This is a genomic window from Streptomyces sp. enrichment culture (assembly GCF_964273145.1).
GTDB lineage: Bacteria > Actinomycetota > Actinomycetes > Streptomycetales > Streptomycetaceae > Streptomyces.
Genome location: NZ_OZ186873.1, coordinates 3,295,397 through 3,319,481 on the forward strand (window position 1 = coordinate 3,295,397; position 24,085 = coordinate 3,319,481).

The 24,085-nt window shown below is 73.6% G+C and carries 21 protein-coding genes; 7 read left to right on the plus strand and 14 right to left on the minus strand.

Features of this window, described 5'->3' with window-relative positions; genetic code table 11:
* Window positions 1-14 precede the first annotated feature (14 nt).
* From ACSU6Z_RS14845 to ACSU6Z_RS14855, 3 genes are all read right to left on the minus strand, one after another.
* Window positions 15-902, minus strand: coding sequence for a Cof-type HAD-IIB family hydrolase (locus tag ACSU6Z_RS14845; protein WP_437045979.1), 888 nt, complete (start codon window positions 900-902; stop codon window positions 15-17).
* A 121-nt stretch (window positions 903-1,023) separates the two neighbouring features.
* Entirely contained in the window at window positions 1,024-1,926 is a 903-nt protein-coding gene (locus ACSU6Z_RS14850) for an LLM class flavin-dependent oxidoreductase (RefSeq protein ID WP_437045981.1), read from the minus strand.
* A gap of 172 nt (window positions 1,927-2,098) precedes the next feature.
* Window positions 2,099-3,856, minus strand: a complete 1,758-nt coding sequence (locus tag ACSU6Z_RS14855) for an SDR family oxidoreductase (RefSeq protein ID WP_437045983.1) — start codon at window positions 3,854-3,856, stop codon at window positions 2,099-2,101.
* A 354-nt stretch (window positions 3,857-4,210) separates the two neighbouring features.
* On the opposite strand from ACSU6Z_RS14855, the gene ACSU6Z_RS14860 reads away from it, so the two are divergent.
* From ACSU6Z_RS14860 to ACSU6Z_RS14875, 4 genes are read left to right on the plus strand one after another with little or no spacing between them, the layout of a single operon-like run.
* Window positions 4,211-5,209: an ABC transporter ATP-binding protein gene (locus ACSU6Z_RS14860; RefSeq protein ID WP_437050321.1), complete on the plus strand. Its 999-nt coding sequence runs from the start codon at window positions 4,211-4,213 to the stop codon at window positions 5,207-5,209.
* On the plus strand, window positions 5,199-6,107 hold the full coding sequence (locus ACSU6Z_RS14865; protein ID WP_437045985.1) for an ABC transporter permease: 909 nt from the start codon (window positions 5,199-5,201) through the stop codon (window positions 6,105-6,107). Before ACSU6Z_RS14860 ends, ACSU6Z_RS14865 begins: the two co-directional genes overlap by 11 nt.
* Window positions 6,104-7,015 carry an ABC transporter ATP-binding protein gene (locus ACSU6Z_RS14870; RefSeq protein WP_437045987.1) on the plus strand — a complete coding sequence of 304 codons (912 nt, stop codon included), beginning with the start codon at window positions 6,104-6,106 and terminating at the stop codon, window positions 7,013-7,015. Before ACSU6Z_RS14865 ends, ACSU6Z_RS14870 begins: the two co-directional genes overlap by 4 nt.
* 9 nt (window positions 7,016-7,024) lie before the next feature.
* The gene (locus ACSU6Z_RS14875; RefSeq protein WP_437045989.1) at window positions 7,025-7,744 is read left to right on the plus strand and encodes an ABC transporter permease subunit; all 720 of its coding nucleotides are present in this window, start codon (window positions 7,025-7,027) and stop codon (window positions 7,742-7,744) included.
* Between the two features lie 458 nt (window positions 7,745-8,202).
* Here the strand turns inward: ACSU6Z_RS14875 and ACSU6Z_RS14880 are convergent, their stop codons facing one another.
* From ACSU6Z_RS14880 to ACSU6Z_RS14920, 9 genes are all read right to left on the minus strand, one after another.
* Window positions 8,203-9,021, minus strand: a complete 819-nt coding sequence (locus tag ACSU6Z_RS14880) for an HAD family hydrolase (RefSeq protein WP_437045991.1) — start codon at window positions 9,019-9,021, stop codon at window positions 8,203-8,205.
* Window positions 9,018-10,295 (minus strand): serine--tRNA ligase, encoded by a 1,278-nt coding sequence (serS, locus tag ACSU6Z_RS14885; RefSeq protein ID WP_437045993.1) that lies wholly within the window; start codon window positions 10,293-10,295, stop codon window positions 9,018-9,020. The genes ACSU6Z_RS14880 and serS overlap by 4 nt, the downstream gene beginning before the upstream one ends.
* Window positions 10,296-10,914: 619 nt before the next feature.
* Window positions 10,915-11,847, minus strand: a complete 933-nt coding sequence (gene pheA, locus ACSU6Z_RS14890; protein ID WP_437045995.1) for a prephenate dehydratase — start codon at window positions 11,845-11,847, stop codon at window positions 10,915-10,917.
* A gap of 71 nt (window positions 11,848-11,918) precedes the next feature.
* Window positions 11,919-13,214, minus strand: a complete 1,296-nt coding sequence (gene efeB / locus ACSU6Z_RS14895; protein WP_437045997.1) for an iron uptake transporter deferrochelatase/peroxidase subunit — start codon at window positions 13,212-13,214, stop codon at window positions 11,919-11,921.
* Window positions 13,215-13,222: 8 nt separating this feature from the next.
* Complete coding sequence (locus ACSU6Z_RS14900) at window positions 13,223-15,205, minus strand: copper resistance CopC/CopD family protein (RefSeq protein ID WP_437045999.1); 1,983 nt, start codon at window positions 15,203-15,205, stop codon at window positions 13,223-13,225.
* A gap of 11 nt (window positions 15,206-15,216) precedes the next feature.
* Window positions 15,217-15,672 carry a copper chaperone PCu(A)C gene (locus ACSU6Z_RS14905; protein WP_437046000.1) on the minus strand — a complete coding sequence of 152 codons (456 nt, stop codon included), beginning with the start codon at window positions 15,670-15,672 and terminating at the stop codon, window positions 15,217-15,219.
* Window positions 15,669-16,325: an SCO family protein gene (locus tag ACSU6Z_RS14910; protein WP_437046001.1), complete on the minus strand. Its 657-nt coding sequence runs from the start codon at window positions 16,323-16,325 to the stop codon at window positions 15,669-15,671. The genes ACSU6Z_RS14905 and ACSU6Z_RS14910 overlap by 4 nt, the downstream gene beginning before the upstream one ends.
* Window positions 16,326-16,407: 82 nt before the next feature.
* A complete protein-coding gene (locus tag ACSU6Z_RS14915; protein WP_437046003.1) occupies window positions 16,408-17,151 on the minus strand; it encodes a YcnI family copper-binding membrane protein in 744 nt (247 codons plus the stop codon).
* Window positions 17,152-17,396: 245 nt separating this feature from the next.
* Entirely contained in the window at window positions 17,397-18,260 is an 864-nt protein-coding gene (locus ACSU6Z_RS14920; protein ID WP_437046004.1) for a hypothetical protein, read from the minus strand.
* A gap of 221 nt (window positions 18,261-18,481) precedes the next feature.
* Here ACSU6Z_RS14920 and ACSU6Z_RS14925 point away from each other — a divergent pair, with 221 nt between their 5' ends.
* Complete coding sequence (locus ACSU6Z_RS14925; RefSeq protein ID WP_437046006.1) at window positions 18,482-18,952, plus strand: ATP-binding protein; 471 nt, start codon at window positions 18,482-18,484, stop codon at window positions 18,950-18,952.
* Window positions 18,953-19,041: 89 nt separating this feature from the next.
* Here ACSU6Z_RS14925 and ACSU6Z_RS14930 read toward each other — a convergent pair whose 3' ends face one another.
* Together ACSU6Z_RS14930 and ACSU6Z_RS14935 are read right to left on the minus strand one after the other, a co-directional pair.
* Window positions 19,042-20,505 carry an aminopeptidase P family protein gene (locus tag ACSU6Z_RS14930; RefSeq protein ID WP_437046008.1) on the minus strand — a complete coding sequence of 488 codons (1,464 nt, stop codon included), beginning with the start codon at window positions 20,503-20,505 and terminating at the stop codon, window positions 19,042-19,044.
* Between the two features lie 99 nt (window positions 20,506-20,604).
* Window positions 20,605-22,008: a PP2C family protein-serine/threonine phosphatase gene (locus ACSU6Z_RS14935; RefSeq protein ID WP_437046010.1), complete on the minus strand. Its 1,404-nt coding sequence runs from the start codon at window positions 22,006-22,008 to the stop codon at window positions 20,605-20,607.
* 617 nt (window positions 22,009-22,625) lie between these two features.
* Between ACSU6Z_RS14935 and ACSU6Z_RS14940 the strand changes: the two genes are divergently transcribed.
* Window positions 22,626-23,291 (plus strand): bifunctional DNA primase/polymerase, encoded by a 666-nt coding sequence (locus tag ACSU6Z_RS14940; RefSeq protein ID WP_437046011.1) that lies wholly within the window; start codon window positions 22,626-22,628, stop codon window positions 23,289-23,291.
* 256 nt (window positions 23,292-23,547) lie between these two features.
* Window positions 23,548-24,075 carry a hypothetical protein gene (locus ACSU6Z_RS14945; protein WP_437046013.1) on the plus strand — a complete coding sequence of 176 codons (528 nt, stop codon included), beginning with the start codon at window positions 23,548-23,550 and terminating at the stop codon, window positions 24,073-24,075.
* Window positions 24,076-24,085: the final 10 nt, after the last annotated feature.

Consider the following 24,085-nt stretch of genomic DNA (forward strand, 5'->3'; position numbering starts at 1 on the left):
GGCGGTGCGCCGGGTCAGGAACGTTCCGCCAGCAACCGCTCGATCACGACCGCGACCCCGTCCTCGTTGTTGGCGACCGTCCGCCCCGACGCGGCGGCGATCACGTCGGGGTGGGCGTTGCCCATCGCGTAGGACCGCCCCGCCCAGGTGAGCATCTCGACGTCGTTCGGCATGTCCCCGAAGGCGACGACCTCCTCGTGGGAGATGCCGCGCTCGGCGCAGCACAGGGCGAGCGTGCTGGCCTTGGAGACGCCCGGGCCGCTGATCTCCAGCAGGGCGCTGGAGCTGGACCGGGTGACGGTGGCACGGTCGCCGACGGCCAGCCGGGCCAGCGTGAGGAAGGCGTCGGGGTCGAGGGCGGGGTGGAAGGCGAGGATCTTGAGGACGGGGTCGTCCGCGGCGGGGCCGTCGGGGCCGAGGAGTTCCTCGGCGGGTGCGAGCACGTCGGGGACCTCCACGTGCAGCCTCGGGTACTCCGGCTCCTGGTTGAAGTCGTACGTCTGTTCGACCGCGTATACCGTCCCCGGCGCCGCCTCGCGCAGCAGCCGTACGGTGTCCAGCGCGTTCTTCCGGGCCAGCTCCCGCACCTTCACGAACCGATGGGCGCCGGGGCCGCCGCGCAGGTCGACGACGGCCGCGCCGTTGCCGCAGATGGCGAGGCCATGGCCGTGGACGTGGTCACTGACGACGTCCATCCAGCGGGCCGGGCGGCCGGTGACGAAGAAGACCTCGATGCCGGCCTCCTCGGCGGCGGCCAGCGCGGCGACCGTGCGCGGGGAGACCGACTTGTCGTCCCGCAGCAGCGTGCCGTCGAGGTCGGTCGCGATCAGCCGCGGGGGGGTGATGGGGGTCGGTGTCTCCGGGTGTCGAGTCGCTGAGGTCACCCGGTCATTGTTCCGCATATGCCTGCACGCCCGTGCGGAAGCCCGCACATCTGTGAGGTACCCCTCTTCCCGTACCGCCCGCCGCCGGGACCCGGCCGGTCGCCGCCGGGGACGGCCGCAGCCCGTGCCGGCCTGCGGTTCAGCACAGCTGCGCCGGAGCCTCCATGGCGATCTGTTCGAAGACCTTCCGGTCGGCGGCGAAGTCCGACTCCGGGATCGGCCAGTGCACCACGATCTCCGTGAAACCGACCTCCCGATGCCGGCCCGCGAAGTCCACGAACGCGTCCAGGGACTCCAGCGGCCGGCCCCGGTCCGGCGTGAACCCGGTGAGCAGGACCTTGTCGAGCCCGGCCACGTCACGGCCGGCCTCCGCGCAGGCGTCGGCCAGCCGTTCGACCTGGCCGCGCAGGGCCCGGACCGACTGCTCGGGGGTGCCGTCCTCGTACAGCTTGGGGTCGCCGGTGGTCACCCACGCCTGCCCGTACCGCGCGGCGAGCCGCAGCCCGCGCGGCCCGGTGGCGGCCACCGCGAACGGCAGCCGGGGCCGCTGCACGCACCCGGGAATGTTGCGCGCCTCGTGCGCCGCGTAGAAGTCCCCCTCGTACGACACCGCGTCCTGGGACAGCAGCCGGTCGAGAAGGCCCACGAATTCGGCGAACCGGTCGGCCCGCTCGCGGGGCGCCCACGGCTCCTGCCCGAGCGCGGTGGCGTCGAAGCCGGTGCCGCCCGCGCCGATGCCCAGCGTGACCCGGCCGGCCGAGATGTCGTCGAGGGAGATCAGCTCCTTGGCGAGGGTCACCGGGTGCCGGAAGTTCGGGGAGGTCACCAGGGTGCCCAGGCGCATCCGGTCGGTGACGGCCGCGGCGGCGGTGAGCGTCGGGACGGCACCGAACCAGGGGCCGTCGCGGAAGCTGCGCCAGGACAGGTGGTCGTAGGTGTACGCGGCGTGGAAACCGAGCTGCTCGGCACGCGTCCAGGCCGAACGGCCGCCTTCGTGCCAGCGGCGGTACGGGAGGATCACGGTGCTCAGGCGCAGACTCATGCGCTCGAGCCTAAGCGCCCGAGGTCGTTCCACGTGAAACAGGCGTCACTGCCGGGCCGCGGACCACGGTGCCGTGCGGGGAGGGAAGGGGGCGGTGAGGACGGCAACGCCGGGCCGACCCGGCTCATGTGAAGACCGAGGCCCGGCCGCCGACGGGATCACCGGCCCCTCCTCACAGGGGCGGTTTCACCCGCGCGACCGCCCGTGACACCCCCGGCAGGAACCGGGACAGCAGGCGCGCGCCCCGCGCCTCGGGCGTGACGGCCACGACGGCCCTGTCGCGTGCGACCGCGTCCAGGATCGCGTCGGCGACCTTCTCCGGCGGGTAGCCGCGCAGCCCGTACAGGCGTGCCACCCGCCTCCGGCGCCGCGCCTCCTCCTCGCCGTCGGTCCCGGTGAAGCGCGCGGTGGAGGTGATGCCGGTGGCGACGAAACCCGGGCACACCACCGTCACGCCGATGCCCCGGCCGGTCAGCTCGGCGCGCAGGCACTGGCTCAGCATCAGCACCGCCGCCTTGGAGGCGCTGTAGGCGGACAGCACCCGGGAGGGCTGGTACGCCGACGCCGACGCCACGTTGACGATGTGGCCGCCCTGGCCGCGCTCGGCCATCCGCCGGCCGAAGAGGCGGCAGCCGTGGACGACACCCCACAGGTTGACGTCGAGGACCTTCCTCCAGTCCTCCGGGGTGGTGTCGAAGAAGGAGCCCGCCAGACCGATACCGGCGTTGTTCACCAGGACGTCCACCACGCCGTGCTCGGCGGTGACCCTCGCGGCCAGCTCCTCCATGGCCTGTCCGTCGGAGACGTCCGCGGTCTCCGCCCAGGCGGCCGCGGCCCCGGCGTTCCGGGCCTGCTCCGCCGTGCGCGCCGCGGCCCCGGCGTTCCGGTCGACGGCCACCACACGGGCCCCGGCACGCGCGAAGGCGAGGGCCGTCGCCCGCCCGATGCCGCTTCCCGCGCCGGTGACCAGGACCAGCTGCCCGCCGAAGCGGTCGGCGTGCTTCCCGTTCGCCGTCGTCTCCGGCCGGCCGTCCTCCACGGCCGTGACGAACTCCGTGATCCAGCCGGCCAGCAGGTCGGGCCGGGTGCGCGGAACCCAGTGCCGGGCCGGCAGCGTGCGCCGGGTCAGCCGCGGCACCCACCGCTCCAGTCCGTCGGAGAGCCGCTCGGACAGGAAGGCGTCCTTCAGGGGCGTGACCAGCTGTACGGGCACGTGGGCGTACGCGTCGGTGCGCGGGTGGCGCAGCCGGGCCCGTACGTTGTCCCGGTACAGCCACGCCCCGTGTGCCGCGTCCCTCGGCAGCGACGCGGTCGGATAGCCGCCCGCGGGCGGTTTCTCGACGCGGCGCAGGATGCCCGGCCAGTGTCTGCCGAGCGGACCGCGCCAGGCCAGTTCGGGCAGTACGGGCGTGTGCAGCGCGTAGACGTACCAGGACCTGGCGCCCTGGCCGAGGAGCTGTCCGGTCCGGCGCGGGGTGGGCCGCTTCAGCCGTTCGGCGATCCAGTGGCCGAAGTGGTCCAGGGACGGACCCGACACCGAGGTGAAGGAGGCGATCCGCCCCTCGGTGCGCCGGACGGTGACGAACTCCCAGCCCTGCACCGAGCCCCAGTCGTGCCCCACCAGGTGCACCGGCCGGCCGGGGCTGACGGCGTCCGCGACCGCGAGGAAGTCGTCGGTGAGCCTCTCCAGCGTGTACCCGCCCCGTGCCGGCCGCGGCGCCGTCGACCCGCCGTGGCCCCGGACGTCGTACAGCACGACGTGGAAGCGGCCGGCCAGGCGTGCGGCCACCTCCGACCAGACCTCCTTGCTGTCCGGGTAGCCGTGCACCAGGACGATCGTCGGCCGCCGCGGATCCCCCAGTTCGGCCACGCACAGTTCCACTCCGCCGGCCGGCACCCGGCGCTCCCGCGCATCCTTCAGCACCGTCACGTCCCCTCAGCCCAGCGCCGCACACGCGGCGGATCGCCGGCCGCGACGCGCGTACCCGGCCCCGGCCCGGTCCGCCACCGGCAGGCGGCGGGCGCGACCGGCCACCACTCCACGTACCCCACCCGCCCGCCGACACCGCTGCCCGTCGGCCGAGCCGCCCGCCCGCCGTGTGACGGGCCGAATCTCCCAGTCGCCGGAACCGCCGTCAAGAGAGGGGTCCGCGTCCCCGGACGACCCGTCGTCCCGCCCGGGCGGGGGATCCCCCTACGGGCCGTACGACTGGAGGCGGACACCGAGACGGCCCTCCGGTCTGACGACCGGCGCGGCGGGCGTCACTACCGTCGGAGCGTGACTGTGATCGCGACCGAAAGCCTGAGCAAGCGGTTCCCCAAGGTGACCGCTCTCGACCGGCTCACCGTGGACATCGGGCCCGGTGTCACCGGACTCGTCGGTGCCAACGGAGCCGGCAAATCGACCCTGATCAAGATCCTGCTGGGGTTGTCCCCCGCCTCCGAGGGCCGCGCCGAGGTGCTCGGACTCGACGTCACCACCGAGGGCGCCGCCATCCGCGAACGCGTCGGCTACATGCCGGAGCACGACTGCCTGCCGCCGGACGTCTCGGCCACCGAGTTCGTCGTCCACATGGCGCGCATGTCCGGCCTGCCGCCCACCGCCGCGCGCGAGCGCACCGCGGACACCCTGCGCCACGTCGGCCTCTACGAGGAGCGCTACCGCCCCATCGGCGGTTACTCCACCGGCATGAAGCAGCGGGTGAAGCTCGCCCAGGCGCTCGTCCACGACCCGCAGCTGGTCTTCCTCGACGAGCCGACCAACGGCCTCGACCCGGTCGGCCGCGACGAGATGCTCGGTCTGATCCGCCGCGTCCACACCGACTTCGGCATCTCGGTCCTGGTCACCTCCCACCTGCTGGGCGAACTGGAGCGCACCTGCGACCACGTCGTCGTCATCGACGGCGGAAGACTGCTGCGCGCCAGCTCCACCACCGACTTCACCCGGACCACGACCACCCTCGCGATCGAGGTCACCGACACCGACGAGCACCCCGACGGCACCCGCGCGGTGCGCGACGCGCTCCACGCGCGCGGGGTGACCGTCCAGGACGGCAGCGGCCTGCCGGGCGCGGGCCACGTCCTGCTGCTCACCGCGACGGGCGACGAGACCTACGACCTGGTCCGGGACGTCATCACGGACCTCGGACTGGGCCTGGTGCGCATGGAGCAGCGCCGGCACCACATCGCCGAGGTGTTCACCCGCGGCGGCGAGCGGAACGAACAGGATGAACGAGACGAACGGGACGAGCAGCGGAAGGAGGCCGTCGGCCATGGCGGCTGAACAGCCCACGGCGGCACCCCCGGGTGACCACACCCGCATCCACGACATCGGCTACCGCTCCTACGACGGCCCCCGCCTCGGCCGCGCCTACGCCCGCCGCTCCCTCTACGCGCAGTCCCTGCGCGGCGCCTACGGCCTCGGTCGCTCGGCCAAGTCCAAGGTGCTGCCGATGCTGCTGTTCGTCGTGATGTGCGTCCCCGCGGCGATCATGGTCGCCGTCGCCGTCGTCACCAAGTCGGACGAGCTGCCCCTGGACTACACGCGCTACGCGATCGTCATGCAGGCCGTCATCAGCCTGTACGTCGCCTCGCAGGCCCCCCAGTCGGTCTCCCGCGACCTGCGCTTCAAGACCGTGCCGCTGTACTTCTCGCGGCCCATCGAGACCTCCGACTACGTACGCGCCAAGTACGCGGCGCTGGCCTCGGCGATGTTCCTCCTCACCGCCGCCCCGCTGCTGGTGCTCTACCTCGGCGCGCTGCTGGCCAAGCTGGACTTCACCGACCAGACCGGGGGATTCGCACAGGGACTCGTCTCCGTGGCACTGCTCTCCCTGCTCTTCGCCGGCATCGGGCTGGTCATCGCCTCGGTCACGCCGCGGCGCGGTTTCGGCATCGCGGCCGTCATCGCCGTCCTGACCATCACCTACGGCGCGGTCTCCACCCTCCAGGCCATCGCGGAGGTGCAGGGCAGCACCGGGGCCGTCGTCTGGATCGGGCTGTTCTCACCGATCACCCTCGTCGACGGCGTGCAGTCGGCGTTCCTCGGCGCCTCCTCGGCCTTCCCCGGCGGGGCCGGTCCCGGCACCCCGGAGGGCGCGGTCTACGTCCTGGTCACCCTGGGCCTGATCGCCGCGAGCCACGGCCTGCTGACGCGCCGCTACCGGAAGGCGGGACTGTGACCACACTGAACATCGACCACGTCTCCCGCTGGTTCGGCAACGTGGTCGCCGTCAACGACATCACCATGACGATCGGCCCCGGTGTCACCGGCCTCCTCGGCCCCAACGGCGCCGGGAAGTCCACCCTCATCAACATGATGGGCGGCTTCCTGGCCCCCTCCACCGGCACCGTCACCCTCGACGGACGGCCGGTGTGGCGCAACGAGGCGATCTACCGGCACATCGGCATCGTCCCCGAGCGGGAGGCGATGTACGACTTCCTCACCGGCCGCGAGTTCGTCCTGGCCAACGCCGAACTGCACGGACTCGGCGACAAGGAGGCCCGGAGGGCGCTGGCCACCGTCGAGATGGAGTACGCGCAGGACCGCAGGATCGCGACCTACTCCAAGGGCATGCGGCAGCGCGTGAAGATGGCCAGCGCCCTCGTCCACGACCCCTCCCTGCTGCTGCTCGACGAACCCTTCAACGGCATGGACCCGCGCCAGCGCATGCAGCTGATGGACCTGCTGCGCCGCATGGGGGACGAGGGCCGCACGGTGCTGTTCTCCTCGCACATCCTCGAAGAGGTCGAGCAGCTCGCCCGGCACATCGAGGTCGTCGTCGCCGGACGCCACGCGGCCGGCGGCGACTTCCGCCGCATCCGCCGCCTGATGACCGACCGCCCCCACCGCTACCTGGTGCGCTCCAGCGACGACCGGGCGCTGGCCGCCGCGCTGATCGCCGACCCCTCGACCTCCGGCATCGAGGTCGACCACGCCGAGGGCGCGCTGCGCGTGCAGGCCGTCGACTTCGGCCGCTTCACGGCCCTGCTGCCGAAGGTGGCGCGGGACCACGGCATCCGGCTGCTCACGGTCTCGCCGTCCGACGAGTCCCTCGAGTCCGTCTTCTCGTACCTGGTCGCGGCGTAGGAGGCCGAAATGTACGACCCCACAGTCGCCCGGCTCACCTACCGGGCCCTGCTCGGCCGCCGCCGGGCCCTCATCCTGGGCGCGCTGCCCCTGTTGCTGCTGGTCATCGCCGTGGCGGTGCGCGCCCTGTCCGGAGCCGACGACCAGACCGCGGCCGACGTGCTGGGCGGATTCGCCCTCGCCACGATGGTCCCGATCATCGGTGTGATCGCCGGCACCGGCGCGATCGGCCCGGAGATCGACGACGGCTCGGTGGTGTACCTGCTGTCGAAGCCGGTCAAGCGGCCGTCGATCATCTTCACCAAGCTGATCGTCGCGATCGCCGTGACGATGGTCTTCTCCGCCGTGCCGACGCTGATCGCCGGCCTGATCCTCAACGGCAACGGCCAGCAGGTGGCCGTCGCCTACACGGTCGCCGCGCTGGTCGCCTCCATCGCGTACGCGGCCCTGTTCCTGCTGCTGGGCACGGTCTCCCGGCACGCGGTGGTGTTCGGGCTGGTCTACGCCCTGGTCTGGGAGGCCCTGCTGGGCTCCCTGGTGCTCGGGGTACGCACGCTGAGCGTTCAGCAGTGGTCGCTGGCGGTGGCGCAGCAGGTCGCCGACGGCACCCTGGTGACCTCGGACGTCGGCCTGCCGACGGCGACGGTGCTGCTGGCCGCGGTGACCGTGCTGGCGACCTGGTACGCCGGACGGAGACTCCGGTCACTGACCCTGGCCGGGGAGGAATGACGGACTCCGGGTCCTGCGGCGAGGCCGCCCGGACCACGCGGCGAGGCTTCCCGGACCACGCGGCGGGACTCCCCTGATCCATCGGAGGCGTGGTGTCCGGCCCGTCCGCCCGCCGATGGTGTCCACGCCGCCGGGATCGTGGCGGCGCCGTGATCCGGGGGAGGAGCCGGGCGACGTCCCCGCACGAGGGGACGTCCGGCTCCCGGCGGGGCGGCCCGCGGCGGGCTCCGGGGCAGTCACCGCTCCCGCGCCGAGCCCGCCCCGCCCGGGAACCGGCCGGGCGAGCGGACCGGTGGGGGCGGGCGGACCGGCCGGGCGGCCGCTCGGGCACACGGGGCGCCGGGACCGCCCGGCCGCCCCGGAGGCTCGATCGGCCGGGGGCGAGGCACCGGCTCACCGAACCGGGGCCGGGGGACCCGCGCGCGTTCGGTCCGCGCGTCACCGCCGGTCGCGGGGCGTCAGCCCAGCAACCGCTCCAGCACCACCGCGATGCCGTCCTCGTCGTTGGAGGCCGTCACCTCGTCGGCGACCGCCTTGAGCTCCTGGTGGGCGTTGGCCATGGCCACACCCCGCGCCGCCCAGCCGAACATCGGGATGTCGTTGGGCATGTCGCCGAAGGCGATCGTCTCCGCGGCCCGCACACCGAGGCGGCGGGCCGCCAGGGACAGGCCGGTGGCCTTGGACAGGCCGAGGGGGAGCAGCTCGACGATGCCCGCACCGGCCATGGTGACCGTGACGAAGCCGCCCGCGGCCTGCCGGGCCACCTCGGCCAGCTCGTCGTCCGACAGCGTCGGGTGCTGCACGTAGATCTTGTTCAGCGGCGCGGACCACAGGTCGGAGGCATCGGTGAAGGGGACCGACGGCAGGGAGCCGTGCGTCTCGTAACCGGGGCCGACCAGCACCTCGCCGTCGAGGCCGTCACGGCTGGCCGCCAGGTACAGCGGGCCGGTCTCCGCCTCGATCTTGGCCAGCGCCACCCCGGCCAGCTGGCGGTCCAGGGTCACCGACGTCAGCAGGCGGTGCGCCCCGGCGTCGTAGACCTGGGCTCCCTGCCCGCACACCGCGAGCCCGTCGTAGCCGAGGTCGTCGAGGATGTGGCGGGTCCACGGGACCGCGCGGCCGGTGACGACGATGTGGGCGGCGCCCGCCGCGGTGGCCGCGGCGAGCGCCTCACGGGTGCGCTGCGAGACCGAGTCGTCGGAACGCAGCAGCGTCCCGTCGAGGTCGGTCGCGATCAGCCGGTACGAAAGGCCCGCGGCGGACCCCGGCTCGCTCACTCGGCCACCGGTTCCAGGACCTCCCGGCCGCCCAGGTACGGACGCAGCACCTCGGGCACGCGCACCGAACCGTCGGCCTGCTGGTGGTTCTCCAGGATCGCCACGATCGTGCGCGGTACGGCGCACAGGGTGCCGTTGAGCGTCGCCAGCGGGCGCACCTTCTTGTCCTCGCGGACCCGGATCGACAGGCGGCGGGACTGGAACTCGGTGCAGTCCGAGGTCGAGGTCAGCTCGCGGTACTTGCCCTGGGTCGGGATCCACGCCTCGCAGTCGAACTTGCGGGCGGCCGAGGAGCCGAGGTCGGCGGAGGCGACGTCGATCACGCGGAACGGCAGCTCCAGCGAGGTCAGCCACTGCTTCTCCCACTCCAGCAGCCGCCGGTGCTCCTCCTGCGACTCCTCCGGGGTGACGTAGGAGAACATCTCGACCTTGTCGAACTGGTGGACGCGGAAGATGCCCCGCGTGTCCTTGCCGTGCGACCCGGCCTCACGGCGGAAGCAGGGGGAGAAGCCCGCGTAGCGCAGCGGCAGGCGGTCGGCGTCGATGATCTCGTCCATGTGGTAGGCGGCCAGCGCCACCTCGGACGTGCCGACCAGGTACAGGTCGTCGTCGGCCAGGTGGTAGACGTCCTGGGCCGCCTGGCCGAGGAAGCCGGTGCCCGCCATCGACTGGGGGCGCACCAGCGCCGGCGTCAGCATCGGCGTGAAGCCGGCCGCCGTGGCCTGTGCCATCGCCGCGTTCACCAGCGCGAGCTCCAGCAGGGCGCCGATGCCGGTGAGGAAGTAGAAGCGGGAGCCGGAGACCTTGGCGCCGCGCTCGACGTCGATGGCGCCGAGCAGCTGGCCGAGCTCCAGGTGGTCCTTGGGCTCGAAGCCCTCGGCGGCGAAGTCGCGGATCGTGCCGTGCGTCTCCAGCGTGACGAAGTCCTCCTCGCCGCCGACGGGCACGTCGGGGTGGACGAGGTTGCCGAGCTTCCGGAGCAGTTCCTGGGTCTCGGCGTCGGCCGCGTCGCGCTCGGCGTCGGCGGCCTTGACGTCGGCGGCGAGCTGGCTCGCCTTCTTCAGCAGTTCGGCCTTCTCGTCCCCGGTGGCCTTGCCGATGAGCTTGCCGAGCGCCTTCTGCTCGGCGCGCAGCTCGTCGAAGCGGACGCCGGACGACCTGCGCCGCTCGTCGGCGGAGAGGAGGGAGTCGACGAGCGCGACGTCCTCTCCACGGGCGCGCTGGGAGGCGCGCACACGGTCGGGGTCCTCACGGAGCAGACGAAGGTCAATCACGCGGTCAAGGCTACCGGTGCGGGGTGACAGCCCACGACTCCGTATTCACCGTCGCGCATTACGCTCCGTTATGCGGCAATTGCCCCAAGCATTCCCGGCCGTCAACAAAAAGTCTCCCATTACCTGGACGAGGTGGATGCGCGAGGCGTCGGGTTGACTCGACTTCCTTGTGCGGGCGGGGATTTGGGGCCGTGGTTGTCCACAGGAATCCACACCCCCGGGTAGTTATCCACAGGCTGTGCGAAAGTTCTGTGGACTAGGGAATTGGCCATTCCGAATCGGGCATCCCGGACGAATGATTCCCGGTCGAAACCCGCCGTCGGCGCACTTTCGAGTGGAAACGGGTCACTCCGACGAGTGGAGCAGGGGAAACGGGTGGACGAAGGGGGACCCGCCCCTCTGTGGGTGAAGTGGGGCCTGGGGGGTGATTTGTCGACCGCCGGCCCTTCCGTTGTCGACTTGTCCCCAGGTCGAGATGAGGACCTGTGGATAACCTCTGTGGAAAACATCGCCACCACCGGGCACGGGCGGCTGTGCCCGGACGGGGGGCGATCGTGTCCGCACGGGCGGCTGTGCCCGATGGGAGCGGTCGTGCCCGGCCGGAAGCGGTGACGACCGGTCAGAACCTGCCGTCCTGGCAGCGCGCCACCCAGTCCGCCGCCGCCGCGAACTCCTCGTCCGAGGTCCCCGGCCGCGGCGGCCGCACGCCCGCCGCCGTCACGTCGGCCCGCGGATAGGAGCCGAGGAAGCGTACCTGGAGGCAGATCCGCTTCAGCCCCATCAGCGCCTCCGCCATCCTGCGGTCGGAGATGTGGCCCTCGGCGTCGATGCAGAAGCAGTAGTTGCCGATGCCGGCTCCGGTCGGGCGGGACTGGAGCAGCATGAGGTTGATGCCGCGCGTGGCGAACTCGCCCAGCAGATCGCGCAGGCCACCGGGGTGGTCGTCGCGCTGCCACAGCACCACGGACGTCTTGTCGGCGCCGGTCGGCGCGGCCGGACGGGCGGGGCGGCCGACCAGCACGAACCGCGTCTGGGCGTTCTCCGCGTCGTGGATCCCGGTCTCCAGGGCCTCGAGGCCGTACCGGGCGGCGGCGAACTCGCCGGCGAAGGCCGCGTCGTACCGGCCCTCCTGCACCAGGCGGGCGCCGTCGGCGTTGGAGGCGGCCGACTCCCACACCGCGTCGGGCAGGTTCCGCTTCAGCCAGTTGCGCACCTGGGGCTGGGCGGCCGGGTGCGCGGTCACCGTCTTGATGTCCGACAGCCGGGTGCCGGGGCGGACCAGCAGCGCGAAGGTGATCGACAGCAGCACCTCGCGGTAGATCATCAGGGGCCGGCCCGCCACCAGTTCGTCGAGGGTGGTGGTGATGCCGCCCTCGACGGAGTTCTCGATCGGCACGAACGCGGCCTCGGCCTCGCCGGTGCGCACCGCGTCCAGCGCGGACTGCACGGAGACGTACGGGACCAGCTCCCGGATCGCCGCCTCCGGGAGCGTCCGCAGGGCGACTTCGGTGAAGGTGCCCTCGGGGCCGAGATACGCGTAGCTCGCTGGCATGTCCTCACCCTAATGGCCTGGTACGGCGCGCGGGACGCCTTCCCCGGCACACCACACCGCCGGGCGACGGATCACCCCTCCAGCAGCCGCTGCCCCACGTACTCCCCCTCCGCGGCCCCGCCCGGCACCGCGAACAGGCCGCTCGCCTCGTGCCGGACGAACGCCGACAGCGCGTCCCCGCGGTCCAGCTTGCGCTGCACCGGCACGAACCCGCGCAGCGGATCGGCCTGCCAGCAGATGAACAGCAGGCCCGCGTCCGGCACGCCGTCGGCGTCGAAGCCGTCGTGGTAGGAGAAGGGGCGCCGCAGCATGGCCGCGCCGCCGTTCTGGTCGGGGCGGGTGATGCGGGCGTGCGCGTTCACCGGCACGATCAGGTTGCCTTCGGTGTCGGTCTTCTCCAGGTCCATCTCGGTCGTCTCCGACCCCCCGGTCAGCGGTGCCCCGTCCGCCTTCCGGCGCCCTATGACCTCCTCCTGCTCCCTGCCCGACAGCTTCTCCCAGTCGTCCAGGAGCATGCGGATGCGGCGTACGACGACGTAGGAACCGTTCGCCATCCACGCGGGCTCGCCGTCCGCCGGGACGAAGATCCGCCGCTCGAAGTCGGGATCGGACGGCTTGGGGTTGTTGGTGCCGTCGACCTGGCCCATCAGGTTGCGGGTCGTCATGGGGTGGGCGGTGGCGCCCGGCGAGCGGTTGAAGCCGTTCATCTGCCAGCGGACGCGGGCGGCGGAACCCGCGTCCTTCTGGAGCGCGCGCAGGGCGTGGAAGGCGACGAGGGCGTCGTCGGCACCGATCTGCACCCACAGGTCGCCGTCGCTGCGCTTCTTGTCGAGCCGGTCGGAGGAGAAGTCGGGCAGCGGGTCGAGGGCGGCGGGACGCTGCTTCTCCAGGCCGGTACGGGCGAAGAAGCCGTGCCCGAAGCCGAAGGTGACGGTCAGGGACGACGGCCCGGCGTCCCGGGCCACGTCGGTGTCGCCGTGCGCGGCAGGCTCGCCCGCCATCAGCCGCCGGGCCGTGTCCGACCAGCGGCGCAGCAGCGCGGCGGCCTCCTTGCGGCCGGCGCCCGCCACCAGGTCGAAGGCGACGAGGTGGCCGCGTGCCTGCATCGGCGTGGTGATGCCGGGCTGATGTTTCCCGTGAAACGTCACCTGCCCGGCGCCGAGCGAGGTCAGCGGCGTCGCCTCGGAGGGCGCGGCGGCGTATCCCGCGGCGCCGCCCGCCGCGCCGAGCGCGAGCCCGGTGGCACCGGCGGTGCCGAGCAACCGCCGCCGGGAGATGCCGTCCGTGCGGGAGGAGGCGTCCTTCGCGGTGGTTCCCACAAGGGCCGTGTCCGGCCTGCGGGTCTGCGGAATGGAGTGGTCAGCCATGGTGCGGTTCAGCCGATCTGCGTGTTCTCGGAGACGGTGACCTGGTCGATGTCGGAGGTCCGCACGGTCGCGGCGATCTTCCAGTCGCCCGCCATGGGGATCTGCACTCCGCTCGCCGACCAGTGTCCGGTGGTGATGTGGTCGGGGGCGACGGGCAGCGGCCCGATGTCGCGGGACTCCAGGGTGAGGGCGAGCTTCACCTCGGGGACGTCGAAGGCGCGTCCGTCCGGCCGCTCGACGTAGACGTGCACGGCGTTGCCGCCCGGCCGCCCGGGGTCGAGCTCGACCCGCACGACGCCCTTGCCGTCCTCACCGCCGGTGTCGAACGGCATCTCCAGGACCGGCGTCCCGGAAGCGGTGGACGGTACGGCCCGCGACGAGGCCGCCGCGGCCTCCTGCTCCGTACGCCCCGGTTCGCTCTGCGTCAGCGCGGTCGTCACGGCGAGCAGCACCACCGCGACGCCCGCCTCGGTGAGCACCGAGCGGCGCAGTCCGAAGCGGTGCGGATCGGCGTCCCGCATCCGCTTCTGCCGTGCGGCCTCCCGCGCGGCCCGCTGCCGGGCGAGCTGAGCGACGCGCACCGGGTCGGTGGCGTCCTCCCCGCAACCGGTGCCGCCCGAAGCCGCGGCCCCCTCGGCTACCTGCTCCCCGGGGCCGCCGACGGGGGCCTTCCCGCAACCGTCGGCAAGAGCCCCTTCGGAGCCGCCGGCGGCCCGTTCCCCGCCGGGCTCCTTCCCCCGCCCGCCCGCGGCCGGCGGCACGGACCCGGTCAGCCGGGCCGTCCACCTCCGCGAGACGGCCGCGATGCCGACGAGCACCGCGACGAGCCCGATCTTCACGAGCAGCAGCTGCCCGTACCGGGTGTCGGTGAGGGCCGACCAGGATCCGAGCTGGCGCCAGGACTGGTAGGCGCCCGTCGCCACCAGGGCGATCACACTGCCGAACGCGAGGCGCGAGAACCGGCGTACGGCACCCGCCTCGACCGGTGTCTCGGCGGGCGCCCGGTACAGCGCGACGAGCAGGGCGGTGAGCCCGCCGAGCCAGGCGGCGGCGGCCAGCAGGTGGACGACGTCGACCGGCATGGCGATGCCGGGCTGGAGCCCGGTGGAGGCGTGCTCGGCCATCGCCCAGCTCGCGGCGATCCCGGCCGCGACGACGGCGCCGCCGACCGCGAGCCCGAAGGCCAGATCGCGTCTCTCCGCGTCCTGCCGCTTGTCGTACGCCCCGAAGAGCACGGCCACGAACAGCGCCGCCGCGGCGAGCAGCAGCAGCCGGGACACCAGCGCCGCGCCGGTCTTGGTCTGGAGCACCTGCCCGAGCAGCTCCAGGTCGAAGACGTCACCGATCCTCCCGGAACCGGTGTACGAGCCCCGCAGGAGCAGCAGTACCAGCGTGGACGCGGTGAGCGCGACCCACCCGGAGACGACGAGCCGCTGCACGGCCCGCGTCCCCGCCCCCCGCTGCCAGCAGGCGAGCACGAAGGCGGCACCGCCGGCCAGCACGATGAAACCGGCGTACGACACGTACCGCCCGAGCCCGTACAGCCAGCCGACGACTCCGCCGTCGGCCGTCTGCTCGGCCACCGACACGGACGTCTCGGAAGGCGCGCCGATGGAGAAGGTGTAGGCGCCGGCGACGGGATGGCTGTCGGCGGACACCACCCGGTAGGTCACCGTGTACGTGCCGTCGGGCAGCCCCGCGTGCAGTCCCACGGCGTACGTCGTGCCGCCGGTGCGGGCCGGCGTCCCGTCGTCGACGCGTTCGCCCCTGGGGTCGAGCACGCGCAGCGAGTCGCCGTCCGTCGACACCTCCTCGGAGAAGGTGAGCGACACCACGGCCGGCGCCTTGTCGACCACCGCCCCCTGCCGGGGGTCGCTGCCGGTCAGCGCGGCGTGCGCGGAGGCCGGGGCGGCACCGGCGAGCAGCGCGCCGACGACCGCCAGGAGCAGCAGCACCAGGGGCCGGACGCGGGGGGCGATGGTCCGTGTCACAGGGTCCTCCCTCAGTGTCCGGTCGACGGGCGGTACGTGGCCGGTTTCACCGGCAGCTCGGCGCGGACGGGGTCGGAGTGGGCGAAGTGCAGCTCGACGGAGACCTTCTCACCCTCCTTCGGCCGGTGCTTCAGCTTTTCGAACATCAGGTGGCTGCCGCCGCTCTCGAGCACCAGCCGGCCGTGCGCGGGCACCGCGAGGGAACCGGTCTCCCGCATCACCCCGCCCACGGTCTCGTGCACGGTGACCTCGCCCAGCTCGCTGGTGACGGAGGTCAGCTCGTCCTTCGTGCCGCCCTCGTTGGTGAGGGTCAGGAACCCGGCCGCCATCGAGTCGGAGACGGGCTGTGGCATGTAGGCGGCGCTGACCGAGAGCTCGGCCGGGGAGCCGGAGCCGTCCGCGCCGCAGCCGGCCAGGAGCAGCGCGGCGCCGAGGGCCGCGGCGAGGGGAGCGGCCGGACGCCTCACGGCTTGGCTCCCGTGATGAGCTTGGGCAGGTCCTCGGTGTAGTCGTCGACGCCGGCGTCCTCGCCGTACAGGACGTATCCCGCGTCGGTCTTCGGAGAGAAGGCGATGACTTGGGTGCCGTGCATGGAGACGACCTTGCCGTTCTTGTCCTTCTGCGACGGTTCGATGGAGATGCCCAGGGTGCGGGCGCCGGCCTGGATGGTGGCGAAGTCGCCGGTCAGGCCGACGATCTGGGAATCGATGCCCTTGAGCCAGGCGCCGAGCGCGGCGGGGGTGTCGCGTTCGGGGTCGGTCGTGACGAACACGACGCGCAGCTTGTCCTGCTCGGCCTCGGGGAGCTGCTTCTTGGCCACGGCGATGTTGTTCATCGTCAGCGGGCACACGTCGGGGCAGTGGGTGTAGCCGAAGTACAGCAGGGTCGGCCGGCCCGCGGTCTCCTGGCGGAAGTCGTACTTCTTCCCGTGTGTGTCGGTGAGGACCAGGTCCGGCTTCTCGAACGGCTTGTCGAGCACGGTGGCGGCCTTCTGGCCGCCGGTCTCCTCGGAGACCACGGCGGCGGGCCGGTCGCCGCCGTCACCGCTGCCGCAGGCGGTCAGGGTCAGGGAAGCGGCGGCGAGCAGCGCCGCAGCCGCGGCGAACGTCTTCTTGCGCATAGAAAAATGTCCCAGATGTAAGTGTTCCGGTGCGCACCGGGGTCCTCCGGGACCCCGGTGCGCACCGCGAACGGGAAGATCGTCAGGCGTTGCCGCGCCGGCGCCCGGCGAACACGCCGTAGGCCACGCCCGCCGCGCCGACGACGATGCCGGCGACGCCGAGCACCCGGGCGGTGGTGTCGGTGCCGTCGGACGACGAACCGGACGCGGCGGTGTTCCCGGACGCGGACCCGGTCTCGTCGGAGGCCTCCTCGGAGGAGGCGCCGGAGGCGTCGTGGCCGTGGTCGTCCTCGGCCTCGGACAGTTCCAGCACCGGAGCCGGGGTCTCGGGCTCCTCCTGGCCTTCCTGCGGAACCTCGATCCAGCGGACGACCTCCTTGTTGGAGTACGTCTGGATCGCCTTGAAGACCATCCGGTCGGCGTTCTCGGGCAGCGCGCCGACGGAGACCGGGAACTTCTGGAAGAAGCCCGGCCGGATGCCGTCCCCGTCGGCGGTCCAGGTGATCTTGCCGACCGCCTCGGTGATCTCCCGTCCGTGGGACTCGATCGGCTTGTCCAGCGCGGACTTGGTCACCTTGATGTCCCAGCCCTGGACCGGCTGCGGCATCACGGACGCCAGCGGCTGGTCGGCGGGGAAGGTGACCTCGACCTTGACGGTGGAGGCGTTGTCGCGCTCGTTGGGGACCTTGAAGTCGACGACCGCGTACCCGCCCTTGGCGGCCTCGCCCTCCGGCTGCACGGAGACGTGCGCGAAGGCGGGGGCGGACAGGGCGAGGACGGCGGCGCCGGCGGCGGCGCCGGCGGCGGCGATACGGGAAACCCTCATGGCAGAAGCACTCCGCTTCGAGTGGGCTCCGGCAGGGACGCCGGAGCGGTGACAAGGACTGCGGAAGGGGGGGAGGGCGCGGGTGCGCGGCGGTGGTCCGCCGGTCCGGGGCCACGCGGGGCCGCGGCGACGGTGCCGGTCACGGACCGGACGGGCGCACACGCGCGTGCCGCACGACGGCGGCCCCCTCCGGTCCCCGCAGCTTCCGGCCGGAAGCGGCGGTGCGGAGTGGTGGTCGCGTCGTGTCAGGCGGCGAGGACGAGCGCGGCGCGCGGCGGCCCGCGCCTGATCACGGTGTGCTGGAGGACGGCGGTGCGCAGCCGGGGCGGCGCCGGCAGGTCGGCCCGCGGACGCGGACCGTTGCCGGGCGCGCCCGGGAGCCCGGCCTGCAGGGCGCGCACCAGCGCGAGCGCCCCGCGCAGGGCCCGTACGGCCGCCCCCTCGGCCACCAGGTGCGCCGAGTGGGCCGACAGGTCCACGAGCCGGGCCAGGGCCAGGTCGCCGCGGTGCAGCAGCCAGCCCGCGGCGAGGGCCGCGAGGACGTGACCGAGCAGCATGGGCAAGGACGGCAGCAGCGACACCGGCGAGTCCGCGGCGGACAGGGCGCCTGCCGGGTGGTGGGCGCCGGCACCGGGGTCCGGGGCCACGCGCGCGTCGGTGAGGATCCGCCGTGCCTCGGCCGGGCTGAGCGCCGCCGCGGTGGTCCCGCACACCAGGCGCGCGGCCTGCCGGGCCAGCGACGCGTCACCGGCGGAGGCGGCCCGTCCCGCCGCCGCGGCCTGCTGCCCCAGCCCGAACAGCGTGTGCAGGGCGATCTGGCCGCCCGCGAGCAGCGCCGCGATCCCCGGCAGCGAGCGAGCCCGTCCGGCGAGCGGCACGGCCACCGCGGCCGCCCCGAGGAAGCCCGCGCCCAGCGCCCACGGCGGGACGGCGGCGCAGGAGGCCGGCACGTGCCCCGCCGCCGACAGCACGACGCAGACCGCGGCGAACACCACGGCCCGCAGGATCCTCAGATCCCGCGGGTCCGTGCGGACGCCGGCGCCGCCGGGGACCCTCGGATCCCTCGGCTCGCTTCCGGAGCGCGCCGCGCGCTGGTGGGGGGCAGTCATGGCGGACTCATCATCCCACTGGCCCGGCCGGCGCCGTAGGAGAGGTCCGCAAGATGACGTACGACCGGAAAGTCCCCCCGGCGCGGGCCGTCCCTCCATACACCGACCGCCGCGGCGGGCGCATCCGCCGTACGGGCGTCAGCATGGCGACCCCGTGCTTACGTCCGGGCACCCGGGGCAATACGTAACGGTATGTCGAGCCGCGGCCGGGAGGCTGGAGCATGAGCATCTGGTGGTCACTCCATTTGCGGCGCGAGGCTGCGAGTGTGCCGCTGGCGCGTCGCCTGCTGCTCGGCACGATGGAGACCGCGGGCGTCGACCCCGACGTCTCCTACGACCTCTCCATCGCCCTGAGCGAGGCCTGCGCCAACGCCGTGGAGCACGGCGGCGGCACCGGGGACGGCGGCTCGACGGGGGCCTATTGCGTCACCGCCTACCTCGACGGCGAGCGGTGCCGCATCGAGGTGGCCGACGCGGGCCCCGGCTTTCCCTCCGGTTCCGCCGGGCGGCCGGGCGGCGGCCGGGCGGCCCCTCCCGCGTCCGCCGAGGCCGAGCACGGCCGTGGGCTGTGCCTCATCCAGGAGCTCGCCGACCACGTCCAGATCGGCAACAAACCGGGCCGGGGCGGGGCCGTGGTGAGCTTCGACAAGATCCTCAAGTGGCGGAAGGACGCGCCCCTGATGGCGGTCTGACCGCCGCCCGGACAACCGGGGGAGCGGGCACGCGCCGGCGCGCCCGGCCCCCGGCACACGTTCGGAACCCGGCCGTCCGGGCCGCCGCGTCAGCCCTTCAGCGAGGCCATCCACGCCTCGACCTCGTCCGAGCGCCTCGGCAGCGCGGCGGAGAGGTTCCGGTTGCCGTCCTCGGTGACCAGGATGTCGTCCTCGATGCGGACGCCGATGCCCCGGTACTCCTCCGGCACGGTCAGGTCGTCGGCCTGGAAGTACAGCCCCGGCTCCACCGTCAGGCACATGCCCGGCTCCAGCACGCCGTCGACGTACGTCTCGGTCCGCGCGGCGGCGCAGTCGTGGACGTCCATGCCGAGCATGTGACCGGTGCCGTGCAGCGTCCAGCGGCGCTGCAGCCCCAGCTCCAGCACCCGCTCCACCGGCCCCTCGACCAGGCCCCACTCGACCAGCTTCCCGGCCAGCACGCGCTGGGCCGCGTCGTGGAAGTCGCGGTACTTGGCGCCCGGCCTCACCGCCGCGATGCCGGCCTCCTGGGCCTCGTACACCGCGTCGTAGATCTTCTTCTGGATCTCGCTGAAGCGGCCGTCGACCGGCAGCGTCCGCGTGACGTCGGCGGTGTAGTACGTGTGCGTCTCCACGCCCGCGTCCAGCAGCAGCAGGTCGCCGGGGCGGACCGGGCCGTCGTTGCGGACCCAGTGCAGCGTGCAGGCGTGCGGGCCGGCGGCGGCGATGGTGCCGTAGCCGACGTCGTTGCCCTCCACGCGCGCGCGGAGGAAGAACGTGCCCTCGATGTAGCGCTCGCTCGTCGCCACGGCCTTGTCGAGGACCTTCACCACGTCCTCGAAGCCGCGCACGGTGGAGTCGACGGCCTTCTGCAGCTCGCCGATCTCGAAGTCGTCCTTCACCAGCCGCATCTCGGAGAGGAAGACGCGCAGCTCCTCGTCGCGCTCGGCGGTGACCTTGTCGGTCAGCGCGGCCTCGATGCCGGCGTCGTACCCGCGCACGACGCGCACCGGGCCGGTAGCTTCCTTCAGCTTCCCGGCCAGCTCGCGCACGTCGGCGGCGGGGATGCCGTAGAGCTTCTCGGCCTCGCCGAGGGAGTGGCGGCGGCCCACCCACAGCTCGCCCTGGCCGTCGAGCCAGAACTCGCCGTTCTCGCGGTTGGAGCGCGGCAGCAGGTAGATCGTCGCCTTGTGGCCCTCGCCCGCGGGCTCCAGGACCAGGACGCCGTCCTCGGTCTGGTTGCCGGTGAGGTAGGCGTACTCGACCGACGCGCGGAAGGGGTACTCGGTGTCGTTCGAGCGGGTCTTCAGGTTGCCCGCGGGGATCACCAGGCGCTCGCCGGGGAAGCGCGCGGACAGCGCGGCACGGCGGGCGGCGGTCTCGGCGACCTGCGGGACGGGCGCGAGATCGCGCAGCTCGGTGTCGGCCCAGCCGTTCCTCATGTTCTCGGCCAGCTCGTCGGACACGCCCGGGTACAGGCCGTTCTTGCGCTGCTTGATCGGCTCTTCCTCAGAAGTCTCCGGGGTCTCCGGGAGCTCCTCCGCCACGGTCATCCTCCTTGATACGGCACTGGACCACTCCCCATCGTACGGACGCGGGGAAGGGGGCCCGGGGCCGAAGGACCCGGCGCCCGGCGGGGCGCCGCGGGGCGGCTACTCGAAACGGACCGCCAGCAGCACGACGTCCTCCTCGCCCCCCGTCCGGTCCAGTCCGTCCGGCAGCACCGTGCGCAGCACGTGCTCGGCGACGGCGTCGGGGTCGCTGCGCGCCGCCCGCGGCACCCCGGCCGCCGCCGTGTACAGCCGGGCGAAGGCGCGGTCGGCCGCCTCGCCGGTGCGGCGCAGCAGCCCGTCGGTGTACAGCAGCACCGTCTCCCCCGGTTCCGCGTGGATCCGCACGCTGGGCGCCTCCCAGCAGGTGAGCATGCCCAGCGGGGCGGAGACGGAGGTCTCCACGAACTCGGTGCGCCGCTCCCCGACCAGCAGCGGCGGGCTGTGCCCGGCCCCGGCGAGGGTGATCCGGCGCAGGGCGGGCTCGCAGTAGCCGAACAGCGCGGTGGCCGAGCGGGCCGGCTCGGTCAGCCGCAGCAGCAGCTCCAGGTCGGACAGGACGGCGACCGGGTCCTCGCCCTCCATCACGGCGTACGCCCGCAGCGACGCCCGCAGCCGGCCCATCGCGGCGACCGCGCTCGGTCCCGAGCCGGTGACCGATCCGACGGCGAGGCCGAGCGCGGCCTCGGGCAGCGGCAGCGCGTCGTACCAGTCGCCGCCGCCGCGCGGCCCGGTGCGGTGCCGGACGGCGAGCCGGACGCCGGCGATGCGCGGCAACCGCGGGGGCAGCAGCTCCTCGGTCATCGTCGCCATGCACGCGCGCGTGCGCTCGACCTCCCGCAGCCGGGCGAGGTGCGCGGTGGCGTAGCGGGCGTACAGCCCGACGAGGTGACGCCGGCGTTCGTCGGGCTCGGTGGGCTCGTCGTACAGCCAGACGGCGGCGCCCAGCCGGCCGACGGCCTCGGTGGACAGGGGGAGGGCGTAGCTGGCGGCGTAACCGAGGCGGGTGGCGACCTCGCGGTGGCGCGGGTCGAGCCCCTCCTCGGCGAACAGGTCGGGCCGGGCGATGCCGTCGGTGCCGTCCTCCGGTCCGGCCGGCGCGTCCAGGAGCCGGCCGTGGGGCAGGGAGGCGCGCGGCACGGTCTCCAGGTGGCCGAGGTCGGTGCGGGCCAGGCCCAGTCCGACGGTGGTGTCGGGGCCCAGCCCGTCGGCCGGTTCCAGCACGACGAGGCCGCGCCGGGCGCCCACCAGGGCGGAACCCGCGCGGAGCAGTTCCTGCAGGGCCTCGGTGAGGGTGTCCGTGCGCGCCAGGCGCTCGGTGAGCTCGTGCAGGGTCGTGAGGTGGGAGACCCAGCCGGCCAGCCGGTCCTGGAGGAGGGCGCCGGGGGCGGCCGGGGCGGGACGCGGACGGACCGGGGGGACGCCGACGGCGGGGGCGACAGTGTGGGCGGGTGCCGGAACCGTCGAATCGATTCCGGCCACTTTCGGAGGGTGCGGAGCGTTCATCGAAACCGGCTTTCCGACCGGTGCGTACTGTTGGAAAGCATCGCAAACCCCCATGTCTTCCGCACCGCTGGCAGTGCCTCCACATGTACACGCACTCGTGTGGAGATGTCCAGCATTGTCCTGCCGGTTTCCTGGTGTCCGTGAACCGGGAGACTTTCTGTTGCCGATCCCCTTGTGGAAAAATGAAGTTGGCTTGAAACTGCCCTGGAGGACGGCTTGTTGCGGTCGACTGGAGCTGCTCCACGGAGCGTCACAGCGGCCGTGATGGGTACGTACTCGGTGAAAGCCAGGGGTGGTCGGGTCCAGCCGGAACCTGGCGGCGGACCCGGACGTCTCCACCACCGGCGACCGTGCCCCGTCCTCCCGTGGCGGAGGCGGAGAGAAATACGCGGGACGGCGAAACGCCGGACTTCGCCACCCCGGCGCCATGCCCGTGCCTTCGATGGACCCGGTACGGACGTACGGCCGCGGACGCAGACCGAGCTCGACCCCCGGGGCTTTCCTTGCCCGCCGCGGGGGCGTGATGAGCCGGCAGGTACGCAGAGTGAAGTGATCGACGCATGGTGTGATGTGGCCCACAGTGTTGCCAGGCGTGCAACGGAAAGGAACGAGCGCTCATGCGCGAGATCCTCGGAAGGCGACGCAGGCTCCTGTCCCAGCGCAAGGACGGGGAGCCTGACCTGATCGGCGCGGCCCTGACCTTCGCGACGCGATGGCAGTGGCCCGTGCTCCCGGGCGTGACGGCCGACCCGCGGGGACGGTCCCGCTGCGTCTGCCCGGACCCGGAGTGCGCGGTGCCCGGCGCCCACCCCTTCGACCCCGGCCTCCTCGCGGCCACGACCGACGCGCGCATGGTGCGCTGGTGGTGGACCGACCGCCCGGCGGCACCGATCATCCTGGCCACCGGTGGCCGGGCCCCGTGCGCGGTCTCGCTGCCCGCGCTTCCGGCGGCCCGCGCGCTGGCCGCGCTCGACCGCGGCGGCATGCGGCTCGGCCCGGTCGTCGCCTCGCCGTCCCGCTGGTCGCTGCTGGTCAGGCCGTACTCCCTGGAGCAGCTCGGCGAGCTGCTGTACGCCAAGGACTTCGTCCCCGGCTCCCTGCGCTTCCACGGCGAGGGCGGCTACCTGGCCCTTCCCCCGTCCGAGACCGGCCAGGGCGCCGTCCGCTGGGAGCGGGCGCCGCTGCCCGGCTCGGCCTCGCCCTGGCTGCCCGACGTGGAGGCCGTGGTGGACGCGGTCGTCGACGCCCTCACTCGTACGGGTGTGAGCGCGCCCGAGTTGTAGGGGTGTCGGGCGCGGGCGGGGGCGGCGGCCCGCGCGGTGTCGTTATGGTCCGCTCATGCCGCTTCATCGTGGGGAGCATCACCGTCCCGCGGCGCGCCCCGAGCCCGGGCGCCGCCCGCCGCCCGGCCGGCGGCTACGCCCGCGGTCCGGCCCGGACGGGGACCGCCGGGCGCGGCGGTCCGCGGCCGGCCGCCGCGGCGCCGGGGGGTCGCCGGGCGGCGGACCCGGCCCCCGGCGGATCCGGCTGACCGTCCTCATGGGCATCGTGACGTGCGCGGTCGTGCTCCCGTTCGCCGTGGCGTCCGCGGGCCCCGTGAGCGAGACCCGGCCGCAGGCGCGGGGGTCCTCCGCGCCGTCCGGTGGCGGTGCCGACGGCAAGGCGCCCGGCGCCGGCCCCTCGCGCACGCCGTCGCGGCTCGGGCTCGGCGCGGCCACCGCAGTGCGCTGCGGGCCGGAGCTGACCTCGCCCGGCGGCATCGAGGCGCGGACCTGCCTCCTGGTCCAGCGGGGACGGACCTGGGCGCGGACCCACCACCGCAACGCGACCGGCGGTCCGCTGCGCCTGGCGCTGAGCCTGACGGGACCAGGTGGCCGGACCGTGCGGACGCACTGCGCGGTGGGGGAGGCGGACGGGCCGGGGACATGCGAGACGCCCCGGGAACGCCTGCGGGGAAAGCCGGCGGAGTACGGCGCCGTCGCGGAGTTCACCGCGCCGGGCGGCGGGACGGCGGCCGGTCCGCTGCTGCGCGTCGGAAGCAACTCGCCTTTGAAAGGCGGCAGTTGACGTACGGCTG

Coding starts and splice junctions, on each gene's coding strand:
- ACSU6Z_RS14925 (WP_437046006.1), top strand. CDS start 18,482: ATGAGCATCTGGTGGTCACTCCATTTGCGGCGCGAGGCTGCGAGTGTG.
- ACSU6Z_RS14910 (WP_437046001.1), bottom strand. CDS start 16,325: ATGCGCAAGAAGACGTTCGCCGCGGCTGCGGCGCTGCTCGCCGCCGCT.
- ACSU6Z_RS14930 (WP_437046008.1), bottom strand. CDS start 20,505: ATGACCGTGGCGGAGGAGCTCCCGGAGACCCCGGAGACTTCTGAGGAA.
- ACSU6Z_RS14850 (WP_437045981.1), bottom strand. CDS start 1,926: ATGAGTCTGCGCCTGAGCACCGTGATCCTCCCGTACCGCCGCTGGCAC.
- ACSU6Z_RS14945 (WP_437046013.1), top strand. CDS start 23,548: ATGGGCATCGTGACGTGCGCGGTCGTGCTCCCGTTCGCCGTGGCGTCC.
- ACSU6Z_RS14875 (WP_437045989.1), top strand. CDS start 7,025: ATGTACGACCCCACAGTCGCCCGGCTCACCTACCGGGCCCTGCTCGGC.
- pheA (WP_437045995.1), bottom strand. CDS start 11,847: ATGCCAGCGAGCTACGCGTATCTCGGCCCCGAGGGCACCTTCACCGAA.
- efeB (WP_437045997.1), bottom strand. CDS start 13,214: ATGGCTGACCACTCCATTCCGCAGACCCGCAGGCCGGACACGGCCCTT.
- ACSU6Z_RS14940 (WP_437046011.1), top strand. CDS start 22,626: ATGCGCGAGATCCTCGGAAGGCGACGCAGGCTCCTGTCCCAGCGCAAG.
- ACSU6Z_RS14915 (WP_437046003.1), bottom strand. CDS start 17,151: ATGAGGGTTTCCCGTATCGCCGCCGCCGGCGCCGCCGCCGGCGCCGCC.
- ACSU6Z_RS14865 (WP_437045985.1), top strand. CDS start 5,199: ATGGCGGCTGAACAGCCCACGGCGGCACCCCCGGGTGACCACACCCGC.
- ACSU6Z_RS14935 (WP_437046010.1), bottom strand. CDS start 22,008: ATGAACGCTCCGCACCCTCCGAAAGTGGCCGGAATCGATTCGACGGTT.
- ACSU6Z_RS14845 (WP_437045979.1), bottom strand. CDS start 902: ATGCGGAACAATGACCGGGTGACCTCAGCGACTCGACACCCGGAGACA.
- ACSU6Z_RS14920 (WP_437046004.1), bottom strand. CDS start 18,260: ATGACTGCCCCCCACCAGCGCGCGGCGCGCTCCGGAAGCGAGCCGAGG.